The sequence below is a fragment of the Pseudoalteromonas sp. CnMc7-15 genome (assembly GCF_022347925.1).
GTDB classification, from domain to species: Bacteria; Pseudomonadota; Gammaproteobacteria; order Enterobacterales; family Alteromonadaceae; genus Pseudoalteromonas; species Pseudoalteromonas ruthenica.
This window is the reverse complement of record NZ_JAKRFT010000007.1, coordinates 95847-110875: the sequence shown is the minus strand read 5'-3', so window position 1 is coordinate 110875 and position 15029 is coordinate 95847. Positions and strand designations below refer to the sequence as shown.

General features: G+C 47.7%; 11 protein-coding genes. 7 read left to right on the top strand and 4 right to left on the bottom strand.

Annotation, left to right across the window (positions count from 1 at the left end; genetic code table 11):
* Positions 1–26: 26 nt before the first annotated feature.
* On the bottom strand, positions 27–2342 hold the full coding sequence (locus MHM95_RS18895) for a TonB-dependent receptor (protein ID WP_239385847.1): 2316 nt from the start codon (positions 2340–2342) through the stop codon (positions 27–29).
* Positions 2343–2561: 219 nt separating this feature from the next.
* On the opposite strand from MHM95_RS18895, the gene MHM95_RS16855 reads away from it, so the two are divergent.
* The 5 genes from MHM95_RS16855 (at position 2562) to asnB (ending at position 9166) form a co-directional block, all read left to right on the top strand.
* Entirely contained in the window at positions 2562–3872 is a 1311-nt protein-coding gene (locus MHM95_RS16855; RefSeq protein ID WP_239385846.1) for a Zn-dependent hydrolase, read from the top strand.
* Between the two features lie 124 nt (positions 3873–3996).
* Positions 3997–4482, top strand: coding sequence for a hypothetical protein (locus MHM95_RS16850; protein ID WP_239385845.1), 486 nt, complete (start codon positions 3997–3999; stop codon positions 4480–4482).
* A gap of 8 nt (positions 4483–4490) precedes the next feature.
* Complete coding sequence (locus MHM95_RS16845) at positions 4491–5915, top strand: urea transporter (RefSeq protein ID WP_239385844.1); 1425 nt, start codon at positions 4491–4493, stop codon at positions 5913–5915.
* Positions 5916–6017: 102 nt separating this feature from the next.
* Complete coding sequence (locus MHM95_RS16840; RefSeq protein ID WP_239385843.1) at positions 6018–7097, top strand: aspartate carbamoyltransferase; 1080 nt, start codon at positions 6018–6020, stop codon at positions 7095–7097.
* A gap of 29 nt (positions 7098–7126) precedes the next feature.
* Positions 7127–9166 carry an asparagine synthase (glutamine-hydrolyzing) gene (asnB, locus tag MHM95_RS16835; RefSeq protein ID WP_022944945.1) on the top strand — a complete coding sequence of 680 codons (2040 nt, stop codon included), beginning with the start codon at positions 7127–7129 and terminating at the stop codon, positions 9164–9166.
* 39 nt (positions 9167–9205) lie between these two features.
* Here the strand turns inward: asnB and MHM95_RS16830 are convergent, their stop codons facing one another.
* From MHM95_RS16830 to MHM95_RS16820, 3 genes are all read right to left on the bottom strand, one after another.
* Entirely contained in the window at positions 9206–9745 is a 540-nt protein-coding gene (locus MHM95_RS16830; RefSeq protein ID WP_022944946.1) for a carboxymuconolactone decarboxylase family protein, read from the bottom strand.
* A gap of 181 nt (positions 9746–9926) precedes the next feature.
* Positions 9927–11249, bottom strand: a complete 1323-nt coding sequence (locus MHM95_RS16825) for a porin (RefSeq protein ID WP_239385842.1) — start codon at positions 11247–11249, stop codon at positions 9927–9929.
* Between the two features lie 197 nt (positions 11250–11446).
* Positions 11447–11941 (bottom strand): MarR family transcriptional regulator, encoded by a 495-nt coding sequence (locus tag MHM95_RS16820; RefSeq protein WP_022944948.1) that lies wholly within the window; start codon positions 11939–11941, stop codon positions 11447–11449.
* 158 nt (positions 11942–12099) lie between these two features.
* On the opposite strand from MHM95_RS16820, the gene MHM95_RS16815 reads away from it, so the two are divergent.
* Together MHM95_RS16815 and MHM95_RS16810 are read left to right on the top strand one after the other, a co-directional pair.
* On the top strand, positions 12100–14058 hold the full coding sequence (locus MHM95_RS16815) for a methyl-accepting chemotaxis protein (protein ID WP_022944949.1): 1959 nt from the start codon (positions 12100–12102) through the stop codon (positions 14056–14058).
* A 112-nt stretch (positions 14059–14170) separates the two neighbouring features.
* Complete coding sequence (locus tag MHM95_RS16810) at positions 14171–15025, top strand: D-hexose-6-phosphate mutarotase (protein ID WP_053911049.1); 855 nt, start codon at positions 14171–14173, stop codon at positions 15023–15025.
* The last annotated feature ends 4 nt before the right edge of the window (positions 15026–15029 follow it).

The window sequence follows — 15029 nt, the reverse complement described above, 5'->3', positions numbered from 1 at the left end:
CGCATGGTGGCACTGGTGAGTGACCATCAAAGTTTCACTTCCAAAGCGACCGTGACAGTTCGTCCCGGCTCTGGCATGGCAACAATTGATCCCGAGGAAACCACGTATCGATCGGTGACGTTAGTGATAGCAAGGGAGCTTGATAGTGCGTCACTTATCTTGTAGTCAAGGTACATATCTAGCTGGTAACTGGCAGGAATCCTTTGTAATGCATCAACTCCGGTGCCTACTAAAAATCCGCCCGGATGATATTTTTGCGAATGCCCCTTGTAAATTAGGCCTGCATCAAGCGTATCAGCAAAGAAGGTTTTACCTAGAGTGGCAACCAACTTTCGTTTCGGTGGAATACGCAGTGGCGTTAGGCTGCCAGAGAAACCTTGCGCACTGCAGCGCTGAGCGTCGTTAAACGCAGCCGCATCAGTGGCGCAGATCTGAGCCCCCGTATATTGGGTATAAGCGATAGAGCCATAGAATTGGGCACCGCGATAATTAACTGTTAATTCAATACCTGGAAGGGTAAAGCTATCGTAATTGCTAAAGGTGAATGCTGATTTTTGCCATCCCTGCGCCTGAGGGTCTGGATTGGCCAACTGCGCGGTTCCTAGCATGTCATCAATACGAGTGTGGAAATAGGTGGCTGACCAGGCAAGGGTGTCCTTTGGCGTTAATAAGTCGGAGAGTTGCTGACCCAGAGCTAGCTCAAATGATTTCGTTTGCTCCGGTGAGAGTGGGTAGTAAGGTGAATATGAAAACACCTCATTGGAGACGGTTGTTTCATAGACATTCGGCATGCGATAGGCGCTGCTATATTTAGCCAATACATAGGCGTTATTGGAAAAGCTATAGGTTAGCTGTGCGATTGCGTCAGTTTTGCCGTTGAACTCGAGTCTGTAATGACCTTGGTAATCTTCAGTTTCGGAATCGTGATGGTTAAAGTTAAGGGCTAGCTCGAACGGCGCAAGATCAAATTCAGCATCTATAAACGCACTGCGCTTCACTTGTTTACCATTGCGAGAAGTGGGCTGGTCGCCATAAAAGTAATTGGCAGCGTCCTTTTCTGGCTGCAAACGTTCAGATTGCCAAGACAAGCCATAAGTGAGCGTAGTCGGTAACGTGTTGGCGAGCATCAAAGAGGCGGTATTGTATGCGCCAATACCATGACGTTTATTCGTGTATTTGTGGAAGTATTGCAGGGCATTGGGGCCAAAGTTACTGCCTAGCGCATTGTATTGTTCTAACTTGGCATGTGTGCTCCAAGCGTTCACGCGAACATCGAGAAGCGCATTATTTGTCGGTAGAAAACGGTAGCTAGCACTCACTGTATTAACCTGTGCCGTGCCGGGCTGCCACTGTGGCATGGTTTCGACGCCTTCGGGCATGACTTCCCAAGAGCCATCTGGAAGTTGCCAAATATCGTCAGCCCGCTGTTTATACCAATAAGACGCGAGCATCTCCCCGGCTTTTTGCTGATGGTGGCGGGTATTGAGTTCAAATAGGTGCTCATCGCTGGGCTGGTAGCTCAGTTTGGCCAGAGCCGATTGACTCTCAAAGCTAGTATTAACCACTTCACCGCCACGGTTTACTGGCGGTAAAACGTCGCCCCAATCGTTGTACTCGACAAATTCGTGGTAGCCATGAGAGCCGGCAAAGTAGTTCCCTGTTTTCTTATCGCTGTACGCAAGTACAGCGCTGAGTTGTGGACCGGCGAACGCAGAGGCTACAAGCACAGAGCCGTGATTAAAATCGGTGACATCGCTGTCATTGCTAATCTGATAATAACTTTGTTGCCTTGCATCATCGCTGACGTTGGGCATTTTATTGTTGTTGTAGGTTTTAAGCTTAATTAGCCCACCATACTGCTTACCTCCACTAACAATATCAGCGGGTGTTAGCGTGGTCATAGTCACGGAACCACCAATCGCACCGGCTGAGAAAGGCGCTGCATTGACACTGGTTCCTTTGCTGATGTGCACTGTACTGAGGAGATCTGAATCAATGTAGGTGCGCTCAGAAGTACCCATATACCCCCGGTTAGTGTGGGTCGATTGTAAACTTCCATCAATAAAAATCGGTACTCGCCCTTCGCCTTGCACGCCGCGAATACCAATATCGAGTGCCCCCGCTTCATTACGCAAATTGTTGGCATCAATGCTGGCAAAGGTGGAGAAAATATCGGCGTTGCTAAACCCTTTGGCATGCTCGATTTCACGCTTCTTTAAATACAGCTGCTGACCCTCAACGGCGATCACTTCTATTTCTTGAATGGGCTCTTGAAGAGAAGAGGGGTTGGCGGAAACATAAAAACTGCATAGTAATAATGAGTAAATTGTACTGCTTTTCACAATGTGCTCCTATTCAAGAAGGTGCGTATGATAATGGTTCGCATTAACTTTTCCACATATTGTTTGTGTTTTAAGTACAACTCAGACCAGTTTGCTGTTGTGTCTTTCCTTACTAATAAGCCCATGTGTCGGAAATAACAGGCAATATGACGTGTTCACCTGACAAACAGGCGCTTTCTTCTACACTGAGGGGACAGCTGTTCTGCTTTTGGAGGGAGTATGTACAACGTTAATATCGAACGCTTAAAAGAAACTTTATTTACTTTGTCGCGGATCGGGTATAACGAGGAAGATAAGGGAATTTATCGTCCTGGCTTTAGCGCTGCCGATTTTGAGGCGCGCAATTGGCTTATGGATTTGGCCCAAAGCGAAGGCTTTCGCACCCACATGGATGGTGCAGGCAATATACACATTGAGTATGGACCGGAAAATACCAGTGCGGTTGTAGTCGGCTCACACCTTGACTCCGTGCCTGCGGGGGGCATGTTTGATGGTACTTTGGGGGTGATTGCTGGGCTCGAATGTTTGCGGGTATTGAAACACCATGACGTTGCCTTGAAGCACCCTGTGCGGGTAGTCGCCACTGCAGAAGAAGAAGGGCGCTTTGGCGGGATGTTTGGTGCGCAAGCACTGACGGGCAAATTAACCCCGCACGATATTCTCACTATGCATGATGCAGACGGCTACCTACTTAGTGACGCTATGAAAAGTTGCGGCCTTGATCCTATGCAAGCGCTGAGCGCAGCATTTAGCCCAGAGGATTTAAAATGCTTTATTGAACTGCATATCGAACAAGGCCCTGTGCTTGACCAAACTGGTATACAAATTGGCGTTGTTGATGGCATTTCTGGTGTATTTAAGTGGATTGTGAAGCTGGTGGGTAAGGCCGACCATGCGGGCACCGCGCCGATGGAAATGCGTTCTGATGCGTTTATGGGGCTGGCAGATTTTGCCCATGAAATAAACCGTATTATTGATGAAGATGGCACTGAGTACAGCCGTATTACCGTAGGCAAAGCTGAGTTAAAGCCCGGGTTTGCCCACACTATTGCCGGTGAGGTGGATTTCACCTTAGTGGTTCGTGATATGGACCAACATATCATGGAGGCGTTGAGCCAAGCCTGCCGTAAAGCCCTTTCTGCTATCGCTCGACGCCATCAATTAATGTTTGAATACGAGCAGGTAAGTTGGTTAGCACCGCAGCATTGCAGCCCTGTGTTAACAGACTTTATTGCCGAGCAAGCGCAGCAGCTGGGGCTGAACTATCAACGTATGCCCAGTGGTGCAGGCCATGATTGTCAGTTTTTTACCAGTCTCACAGAAACTGGGCTGATATTTATCCCTTCGGTCAATGGCATAAGCCATGCCCCTGATGAGTGGTCGCATTGGCATGACGTAGAGGCCGGAGCCAACTTGTTGCTGGCCTGCGTTGCCACCCAAGCAACCAGTTCTGGGTTAGTCAAAGCGACGCGTAAAGGCGATAAAAAAGTCACAAAAATTGCTAATAACTCAAATAAAAAAGTGGGTTAACAGCAATTGCATAAAGATGTACTAGGCTTATTTCACTAAACTTTTTTAATTAAATGCTTAGTTTGAATTCAAAAAATTTGAGTGTTAGGGTTAATTTTTACGCATTAGGGACGCCTGCGGCAGTATGAAATTACTAAGTCAGTGTGTATTGGTAAGCTTCACCATCTTTGCGCTTGCAATGGGATTGGGTGTGGCTGGTGCGCAGAGTCAGCGTCCTATTGTTATTGAACCCGCAGAGCAGAACGTTAGCGCCGGCTACTTTGATGTAAAGTTGCGTGCTGCACCGTCCTTGGCCCTTAGTGAGCAAGAACTCACCTCAATATTAGCCAATGCGTACTTGCATATTGAATCTGATTCCCACCTGTTTCCCATAGAAGCTGCAGTCAACGGCCAGCAAGCTGTCACTATTAGTGGTTTGGCAGAGGGTCATTACACCGTTAATTTAGTTGCAGAGGGTCAAGCGCTCAGCGACAGCGCCACTGTTGTTGTGCAGCACCACAGTATGGCTTTGGTTTGGCCGCTATTTACGCTTGGCTTGGTGCTTTTCATCGCTTTGTTCGTGGTGCTAATGCGGGGCTATGTAGCCGATAACCGAGCGCCGGATTCTTAGGAAGTAGCATGTTAGATACGCAAACTGCGCTCATTATCACCGCTATTTTTGCTATCGTTTGGGTTGTTTTCGGCTGGTGGCTTGGACGTCATATTAAATCCCATGAAGACTTTGCTTTGGCAGGACGTAATGTTGGCTTTGCCTTTGCAACCGCAACCGCTATGGCAACCTGGGTCACCAGTAATACCACCTTGGTGGCACCACAATTGACGTACCAATTTGGTATTTGGGGGATGGTAGGTTACTCCTTGGCCGCGTTAGGGCTGCTGTTATTTGCACCGCTTAGTCAACGCATTAAGCGGCTGTTGCCCACAGGGTTTACCAGTGGCGATTTTATTCGCTTACGCTTTGGTCGCTTTAGCTGGCGCATATTTCTCATTATTTCCTTGGTTTACGCCTTTAGCTGGCTAGTCAGTTTAGGCATGGCAGGGGGGATTTTGCTGGAATCACTCAGTGGCCTAGATTATCACTTGGGGATGACTGTAATCCTCACCATGTGCGTGCTATACACCTTATTCGGTGGGATGCGCGCGGTGATTGCTACCGATTTTATTCAAGCGCTGATTATCGTGATTGGCGTGATCATTGTGGCTGGTGTGGTGATCGATAACTACAGCTTGGAAACGGTGCATCAGAACCTCGCCGCAGAGCATCCCATGCTGTTGGATTTATTGTTTCCTGCGGCATTACTGTTTTTGTTTAACAACATCTTTTTTGGCTTAGGAGAGATCTTTCACTCTAACGTATGGTGGTCACGGGCTTTCGCCTTTCGTGTTGATACCGCTAAAAAAGCGTACTTCACCGCCGGATTATTATGGTTACCGATACCCATAGTGACAGGGTTTATTGCCCTTGCCGCGCCAACCTTAGGTATTTTCCCTCCCAGTGCGGATATGGTCGGCCCCATGGTGGCGGCAAATGTGCTTGGTTATGGGGGCGCTATTTTACTGTTTATCATTGTTTTCTCCGCGCTTGCCTCGAGTCTTGATTCACTTTTAGCAGCCACCTCTGACCTTATTACTCAGGATATTTATAACAAGCATATTAATCCTGATGCTGACTCTGAAACGTTAATGCGTATCGGCAAGCGAGTTATTGTCATTCTGGGGGTCGCTACATGGGTATTGTGCCTGCCCAAACTAGCGACTCTGGGTGCCTTACTTAATTTTGCCGGTGCGTTCGTTGCAAGCACCATTTGGCCCATCGTACTTGGCTTATATTACCGCCGCTTAATTGGTAAAAGTGCTGGTTTGGCCATGCTCTTGGGCACAATAAGTGGGTTGATTGGTTACTTTGCAATTGGTTTTTACGTCGCGGCATTAATTTCCTGTGCCGTGTCCTTGGTGGTTTGCATCATTGCATGCAAGCTGAATAACACGCCCTTTAATTGGCAGCAACTAAAGACACCAACGGAGGACAATCATGATCTCTAGCAGTTTGTTTTCTCTGTTGATATACGCCGCTCTGGTGCTGGCGTTGTTGTGTCCTATTTTACTCGTGACCTTATTTGTTCGCGATCATATTAAGGGAAAATTATGGTAAGTGCCCTCGCCATTGAAAAAGCCGCTTTTGATAGAGCTCGCCCTGATGTTTACGGTGATGCTCATCCGAAGGCGTTATTACGAGCAATTGAAGAGGATGGAGACTTACTCCATCAAGTCGAAAATCAGCATATCATCAGTGCTGATCAGTTGAACCGCGATATTTTGGTGCAGCTATTTCGTCTGGCTGCGAAATATGAAAGTAACCCTGCACGCTATCGCTCGCCGCTGCAAGGGAAGATTCTCATCAGTGCTTTTTATGAACCAAGTACGCGTACGCGGCTATCATTCGAAAGTGCCTGGCATCGCCTAGGTGGCGATATCATGTCAATTACTGATCGCTCCTCTACAGGGATTGCCAAAGGGGAGTCTCTCGCCGATGTCGCAGAGATGTTTAATAACTACGGCGACTGTGTGGTACTGCGAGACAATGCCAATGAGTCTATAGCGGAGATGGTTGGGCCGCTGCGTATTCCTATTATTAATGCCGGTAACGGTATTGATGAACACCCAACACAAGCAATGTCCGACCTATACACTATTTTCAAATGGTGCCCAGCGCTACTTAATCCAGAGCATGAGGATTTTCGCCAGCTCAAAATCGGCATTGTTGGTGTTCCGAATCAAATGCGCACGGTGCGTAGTCTGCTTAAAATGTTTGTGCATTTCCCCGAGATTGTCGATGAAATAGTATTACTCAACGACCAAGATGAAAACACCATATTCGACTCTGGCCAAAAACAGCAACTCATCGATGCCGGTATCCATATTCGTACCAGCAAGGAGATGGATGAGATTCTGCCTCAGCTAGATGTGGTGTACATCAATGCCATTGCTTGGGTAGGCGATAGCTTTGAAACCTATGGCAAAAAATACGGCCTCAATTGCAAATCTCAGCTGAAAAAAGACGCCATCATCTTGCACCCTTTAGCTCGAGGTGAAGAGCTCTCCACCTGTTTAGATGATACGCCTCATAATTGGTATTTCTCCCAAGCGCGAGGCGCAGTATTTTTACGCATGGCACTTCTCACTTGTATGGTGCAGCGAGCCGATACAGTGATGGATGTCATTTAGCTAGCAGTTTAATTTAGTAAGGATTTTACATGTGCGGTATAGCGGGAGTATTTAATCTCGATCCAACTCAATCCATTGATCCACAGCTGCTTGTCAATATGGCGGCTATCCAACACCATCGCGGCCCCGATGGTTTCGGCTACCGTCGTATTGAGGGTAAAGGCATCGGCTTTAGTCATGCCCGCCTTTCTATTATTGACCTGAATGAGCAACGAGCACGACAGCCTTTTATGAACAGTGATGAGCAACTGATGCTTACACACAACGGCGAGTTCTATGATTATGCCCGAATTCGAGCCGACTTAGTGGCTCAAGGCGCTCGTTTCCAATCGAAAAGTGACTCAGAAATTGTGCTCCATCTTTATCAGCGCCAAGGGATGCAAGCGATGCTGGAGCAACTGCGTGGGGAGTTTGCTTTTGCACTGTATGACAACAAAGAAGACACGCTGCATTTAGTGCGTGATCGCTTCGGGATAAAGCCCCTGTATTACACGCAAACACAAGACGAAGTGGTGTTTGGCTCAGAGTTAAAAGTGCTGTTTGCGCACCCCAAGGTTAAGCGACAGTTTTCCAGTGCTGGGCTCTATCATCAGCTTATTCAAGTGATGGTGCCGGGGAGCACGGCATTCGCTGACGTACACCAAGTCAAGCCGGGTCATGTTGTCAGTTTTAAACGGCAAAATGGGCAGTGGCAAATAACGGATAACCGCTATTGGGACGTTAACTTTCCCCGCGCTGAGGAGCACCAAAATGACGCCGATGAACAGTTGTATATACAAGGAGTCCGCGAAAAGTTACTAGAAGCGGTGCAGCTGCGTTTAACAGCAGACGTGCCAGTTGGTTGTTACCTGTCTGGTGGCATTGATTCTTGCGCGATTCTTGGGCTCTCTTCGGCGGCGAGTCAGCAACCTATCAAGGCATTCACCATCGGCTTTGATAGCGACGATTATGATGAAACCCCCATAGCAAAAGAAATGGCCGAAGCCACGCAGGCCGATCATCACATCATGTCACTCAGCGGTGATGAGCTTTACAGTCATTTTGAGCGCACCTTATGGCATACCGAGCGCACCATTTACAACACCTTAGGTGTGGCAAAATACCTCATGAGCCAGCAGGTGAACGACGTAAACTATAAAGTGGTGATGACTGGAGAAGGGTCCGATGAGCTCTTTGCTGGCTATCCTTCGTTCCGTAACGACTTATTCCTCTACGGTATGGATGAAGTGGATGCCGATGAGCGCGCAAAGTGGCAGAGCATGTTACAAAAAACCAATAAGCTCTTTAAGGGCGCGATGCTCTCGCGCAATGAGTGTCGTAATGAGGCCTTGGAAAGCCTAGTTGGTTTTACCCCCAGTTGTTTACAACCTTGGCTGGCTTGTGGTGAGTTCGCCGATGGGTTGGTGGCTGAGCAACATAAAACAGCCTTAGCTGATTACGATGCTGGCAAAGCCATTGCGGACACCTTTGACAACGATATGTTAGCAGGGCGTCACCCTCTCGATAAGGCGCAGTATGTATGGATTAAAACCATGCTCGAAGGGCAGATTCTCACCTGGGGTGGTGACAGAGTCGATATGGCTAACTCGATGGAAGCGCGGCCAGCGTTCTTAGATCATCACCTTGCTGAGTTTGCTTTTAACATCCCTCCTCATCTGCGTATTAAAGACAACAAAGAAAAATACGTGTTACGTGAGGCAATGAAAGGGTTACTGCCGGAGACCTTATACAAACGGGAAAAGTTTGCTTTTATGGCGCCGCCCGCTCACACCGATGAGAAAAAGTGGCAAGCGATGAAGCAGTTAGCTGACAAGTACCTAAGCGACGAGGCATTAGCACAATCGGGCCTGTTAGACCCGCAAGCTGTGGCGGATTTATTTGCCCTTCACGATGCCCCTGACACTGATGATGCATTGAAGGTGCAGTTGGATGCGGTGATTAATCACATGATTGGCGTTCAGGTATTGCATCAGCAGTTTGTAGCAACCGATGTGCCTCAACAGGCTGCACAATTGGCGCAACATTATGGTTGGCGTGCTGACGACGCGCACCAAGGTGCGCAAATATAAAAACTGAATAGGGCTGCAAACGCAGCCCTTTTTATGGTGCTAGGCAAAAGGTTTAAAGGCATCGTCCAGTGGTGTGTCGGCGAGGTGATTTACGTAGTTACTCATCACTTTTTGGCTAAGAGCAAGAATAATATCCAATAAATTCTGCTGACTATAGCCGGCAGCGAAAAAGGTCTTACTTTGTTCATCGCTCAAGTGACCACGCTGACGCACAATTTCGAGCGTGGTATCACGCAGTACTTCTAGCTTGTCATCACCTAATGGCGCCTGGTCACGCAAAGCCTGATTAAGGTCGTCATCTACCTTCATTGATTTGGCAATAGCTGAGTGCGCAGGGACACAGTAATGACATTCGTGTTCAACGTTAATACTCTGCCATACCACTGTTTTTTCGGCATTATTGAATGAGCTGTTTAAAAAGGCTTCATGCAATACTTGGTATCCGTGTAAAAGCTGTGGCGATTCGGCCATGACTGCGTGCAAATTAGGAATACTACCAAAAGCTTGTTGTGACTTCTCTAGTAAGGGTTTGCTGCTTTCTGGCGCGGTCTCTGGGGTATGTAAAGTAAATTCTTTCATCGCTATCTCCTTTTGGTGTATAGGGAGTAGACTAGGCTTATTTGAATGTTTGTTCAAATAAGATTTAGTTATATCTGACTTCACACCCATCTAAGGTGCGGTGAAATAAAATAACGGTACATCGGGTCGCACAGGGCAATAAAAAAGGGCTATCAGGCCCTTTTTTTGAATCACTCACTACTTAGAAGTAATAACCAATATTGATATTGAAGCGGCGTTCTGTTTCGTCACTGTCACCAGCAATAGAACCCCCTACAAATGGCTGATTCTTAGCATGTACTAAGTCAAAGTAGGTGAATAACCCGCCTGCGGCAACAGAAACGCCGGTTACGTTCATCCACGTGTCTTCGCTGTTGTCAGACTTGTCGTAGATGATGCCGTAGTCATTGTAAAACTGCAGACTGGTGACCGGACCCCACTCAACAGGGAGGCTGTAGGCAATGTTGGCGTTGGTCATTGTGGCTTCTGCGGCAATACTGTCATAGAAGGAGTAAGCACCTACCGCCATGCGATCGACGTTGTCGATATCGTAGTTGTAGTCACCATGTTGCAACTGGAAGTTCCAGGGGCCGATGTTGCTATTTACGTGTACAGCCCACGCTTGGTAATCTCCGGCACGGTCATTACCATCATGCAGGCCACCGGCTAAGCCAGAAACACCAATCTCAGTTTTGCCACCTTCATGCTCTAAGTGGTAAGCGTAACGACCTGAAAAGGTGTTGTATTCACCAATCGGGTTGGTTGGCTCTGCGTAGATACCATCACCCACATTTCTAAAGCCAACAACATCATAAGAGTAACGATCACTGCGATTATCGACGTAACCATCAACGCCACCTAGCTCATCATTTTTGAAAAAGCCAAGATCGAGCTGCCAGTTATCGGCTACTTTACGCTTAAATAGCACACCCATGTCATGGTCATCTTCTAAACCAATGTAGTAAGTGGTGCCGAAGAACCAGTTGTGTGAGTTGTACGGCCAATTACCAAAAGGCACTTTGGTAATACCGGCCTGCACTTGCCAGTCTTCTGCGAAATCGTAGCCAACATAGGCATATTTCACGGCCGTCATGTAGTCGAAGAAGCGAATCTCAGCGTTGAGCTCGACATCACCAATATCGCCAGAGAAATTTAACCGGAAGATATCGAAGTCAAAGTCGCCGCCACGATTTTTATTATCATCATCGTAAGAGGTATGGCTGAAGTTAGTACGTACTGCACCACCAACATGAATGCCATCTTCTTTCTCGGCGCTCTTTTCCATCGCCACTGTTTGCTCAAGCTGCTGTTCTTGTTGAGCAATACGGGTATTAATCTCTTCTTGCTGCTGTGCTTGTTGCTCTGCACTTTGCTCAGCGGCATCAAGCTTTTTCTGCAACTGCTGCATTTGCTTTTGCAACTGTGCCAGTTGCTCCTTCATTGCCTCCATTTCTGGGTTCGCCATTGCGGTGCCAGAAACACAGGTAATGGCAAGAGCCAATGCGGTCTTCTTGAACGTAGTCATAATTGCCCTATGTTGTTGCCATAATCACTTAGCCTAGACTAAGTATTTGAATTTTTCGAAGTTGATTAACCAGATTAAATACTGGCCAGTGGCGTTAAGGGATCATCCTAGATACGACCCCTCTATACCAAACCGTGCTTTAGTGTAGCAAGAGGAACCGTTTTGGGGAAATGTGTAAGTGTTTACTAATATTAGAGTTATTCTGATTTTCCAGGGTCAACCTGACGGGTAATTGCACCCACTTCCAGTAGCGGAGAGGCATCTATGTTGTCTGCGTCCATCATTGCGGCGATGCGCTGCATCGACGAAAGTAGCAGAGTTTGTTCCCATTCAGAGAGACTGCTGAACTTCTCGATAAAGTGATCTTGAAGTGGTTGTGGTGCCTGATCAAGCAGCGCTTTGCCTTGCTCGGTTAAATATAAGCTCACTCGGCGTTTATCAAGTTGGCTGCGCACGCGGCTTACCAGCGCTCGACTCTCTAGCCTATCTAAAATATTGGTGACTGTTGCCGGGCTAAGATTCACATTTTGGGCAATGCGGCTGGCCGTGATGCCGTCGGTTTGTGCCACTTCATGCATAATTAGCAGCTGTGGGCCAGTGAGGCCCGACGTTTTGTTCAGTTGTTTGGAGTGCAGATCAATGGCGCGGATGACCTTACGCAGGGCAATTAATAACTCGTCATACTTTTGCATTTCCAACCTCCAACTGACTAAAGCAGCCATTATACCTTTAAATACCAAGCGGACTACACCCCCTTGATAAAAACCGTTACGTTTAAGGTTTATAAAAACGTGGCGAGTTTAGGCTATTGAAACTAAAGTTAATCATTATTACCTAGCGCAATACAACTATGAGTATTAGAAGCAAGTTATTACTGGCCTTTGTCAGTGCAATTATTCTACCTCTGGGTATCATTGCTGTTATTGTTATTAATCAAGCGCGTGACCAAGCGCTGAGTAACTTTCAAGACTTAACTAATCGCGAAGTCATCCAGATTGATAGAGGCCTCAGTTCGTTTTTTGCCGAGGTTGTGAAAGATGTGGACTTTCTCGCCTCACACCCCAAAGTGTTGGCAGCAACCACGGATGTCACTCTGTATAAAAACAGTGACACCAGCAGCGAACTCGATGCGCTAGCTGGCTCGCAAATTGAGCGGCAGGCGTTTACGTTGTTTAGCCATTTTGGCGAAACCCATCCAGGCCTTGCCTATGTGTATATGGGCAACCAAGAGGGCGGCTATATTCAGTGGCCACAATCAGCAGTTGGCCCTCGCTACGACCCGACCCAACGTCCGTGGTATCAACATGGTGCAAATGCAAATGGCGAGACGGTGCGCACCAATGCTTATTATTGGGCTGCTGATGATACGGTGATCGTGTCCACCGTAAAAGCGGTGAAAGAAGGCGGGCAAGTCGTGGGTGTGCAGGGGATGGATGTGTCGTTAAAGGCACTCACCGATATGGTTAAAAAAATCACTTTGGGTGAGTCGGGTTACCTCATGCTGGTAGAAGATAGCGGTACGGTATTAGTTAACCCTAAGGATCCAGAGCATAATTTTAAACAATTCTCCCAAGTCAGCAACGGCGCTTTTAGCGAATTGGCGCAAAGCCGTAATGGCGACTTTGAGGTGACGTTGGCCGGTGAGGACTACTATGCCCACCTCTATACCTCGCCACAGCTAGGTTGGAAGTTCATTGGTTTAGTACCGCAAAGCGAGGTGATGGCGGCGGCTAACGCCATGACGTGGACGATTATAATCGTTTGCTTGGTACTTGCTGGGATATTTGCGTTGTTAGGTAATACCATAGCGGGGCTTATCAGCGGCCCAATTATTACTGTTAGCAAAGGCTTAGAGGATATCTCCGAAGGGGATGGCGATCTTACCCAGCGGCTGCAAGTAAGCTCGAAAGATGAGACGGGTGCTTTGGCAGCGAACTTCAATGTGTTCTTAACTTCTATTGCCAAGTTGGTGGCACAAATAAATGACACCGCGAAAGAAGTGAATGAGGCCGCAACACATTCGCTGTCACTTTCGAGTAGCTTAAACGGTTATACTGACCAGCAGCAGCAGGCACTTGCAATGGCTGCTACGGCCATTAACGAAATGGCGGCAACCGCAAATGAAGTGGCGCAAAGTTGTGCCAATGCCGCCGATTTAGCGCAGCAAACACGCGATGCCTCCGAGCAAGGGCAAGAAGTCATTACCGAAGCCGTGGCCAGTGTCACTGAGTTGTCGCAGGCGATTACCTCGGCGGCAAGTGACATTACCCAGCTCGCACAAGAGAGCGAAAGTATTACCTCCATTTTGGATGTTATTCGTGCCATTGCTGAGCAAACTAACTTATTAGCACTCAATGCCGCAATTGAGGCGGCCCGTGCCGGTGAGCATGGACGTGGCTTTTCCGTTGTTGCCGATGAGGTGCGGGCGCTGTCACAACGAACCTCACAATCGACAGAAGAAATCGCCACGCAACTGGATAAGCTCAGAGCGATGAGCGAGAGGGTTGCGGGGGAGATGAATCAAAGCTTGGCTCGCAGCACCCAAACTGTTGAGCAAACCAATGCGGCGCAACAGCAGTTTGTGGAAATTAATCGCTCAGTGATGGATATTAGTGATCTCAATACGCAGATAGCGACGGCTGCAGAGGAACAGCAGCACGTGGCGGAAGATATTAATCGTAATGTCGTAGAGATTAAAACCGCCGCTGATGAAGTCAGTGAGGTGGCGACTAAAACAGACAGCAGTGGCCAGCGTTTAGATGCGCTTGCGAAACAATTGGCCGCTCTAGTTGGGCGCTTTAAAACCTAAATGCAAAGTAAAAACATGACCGCGAGATGAATTATTTTCGCGATATATTTACTTAATTATGATTATTTGGGTATGGTGAAGCTGCATTGGCTTTTTTAAGAAGGAACGAAGTATGCAGCTTTCACCTAGTGTTACTATTGCTCGATGTGAGTCGGGTTTAGAATACTTACAGGTTAATTCACCCTTGTGCCAAGCCCGTATTTTTCTTCAAGGCGCACAACTGACCGAATACACTCCAGCTAACCAAAAACCACTTATTTGGGTATCGAGCGAGGAGGATTACCAAGAGGGCAAAAGTATTCGTGGCGGGATCCCCATCTGTTGGCCTTGGTTTGGAGTGCATCAAAATCCCGAATGGCCCATTCATGGTGTGGCTCGAGTATCGTTATGGCGTGCAGAAGAAGTAAAAGAAGAACAAGACGCCATTCGCATCAGCTTGTCTTTGCCGATGGCGCAGGTGGATAAAACCTATTGGCCTCACAACACCAAGTTAGAGGTTGAATATGTACTGAGCGATAAACAGCTCGAGGTACGGTTGACTAACACCAACTTAGGTGACAGCCCAGTGCAACTAACACAAGCACTGCATAGCTACTTACCGACCCCAGATATTACGCAAACATCCGTAGACGGCTTGCAGGGGGCACAGTACATCGAGTTTGGTGAAGGGCCCTTTGAGCAACAAGAAGTGGTTCACTTTGGCCGTGAAACCGATATGGTTTACAGTGATGCACAGCCATTGCAGCGTATTCGTACCCCTGACGGCACCATTGAGGTTGCCCGGGAAAACTCGCGTTCGTGTGTTTTATGGAACCCCTGGGTAGATAAGTCTCAGCGGTTATCGAACTTTGCGGACGACGAATACCACAAAATGCTGTGTTTAGAGGCCGCAAATGTGCTTGACGATAAAGTTGAACTTGCGGCGCAGCAAAGCCATACACTAGCAACCATTATTCGCTGGGGCTAGTAAC

Bases quoted from the DNA above. Each gene is read 5' to 3' on its own strand.
- MHM95_RS16855 (WP_239385846.1), top strand. From the start codon at position 2,562: ATGTACAACGTTAATATCGAACGCTTAAAAGAAACTTTATTTACTTTG.
- MHM95_RS16850 (WP_239385845.1), top strand. From the start codon at position 3,997: ATGAAATTACTAAGTCAGTGTGTATTGGTAAGCTTCACCATCTTTGCG.
- MHM95_RS16845 (WP_239385844.1), top strand. From the start codon at position 4,491: ATGTTAGATACGCAAACTGCGCTCATTATCACCGCTATTTTTGCTATC.
- MHM95_RS16840 (WP_239385843.1), top strand. From the start codon at position 6,018: ATGGTAAGTGCCCTCGCCATTGAAAAAGCCGCTTTTGATAGAGCTCGC.
- asnB (WP_022944945.1), top strand. From the start codon at position 7,127: ATGTGCGGTATAGCGGGAGTATTTAATCTCGATCCAACTCAATCCATT.
- MHM95_RS16830 (WP_022944946.1), bottom strand. From the start codon at position 9,745: ATGAAAGAATTTACTTTACATACCCCAGAGACCGCGCCAGAAAGCAGC.
- MHM95_RS16825 (WP_239385842.1), bottom strand. From the start codon at position 11,249: ATGACTACGTTCAAGAAGACCGCATTGGCTCTTGCCATTACCTGTGTT.
- MHM95_RS16820 (WP_022944948.1), bottom strand. From the start codon at position 11,941: ATGCAAAAGTATGACGAGTTATTAATTGCCCTGCGTAAGGTCATCCGC.
- MHM95_RS16815 (WP_022944949.1), top strand. From the start codon at position 12,100: ATGAGTATTAGAAGCAAGTTATTACTGGCCTTTGTCAGTGCAATTATT.
- MHM95_RS16810 (WP_053911049.1), top strand. From the start codon at position 14,171: ATGCAGCTTTCACCTAGTGTTACTATTGCTCGATGTGAGTCGGGTTTA.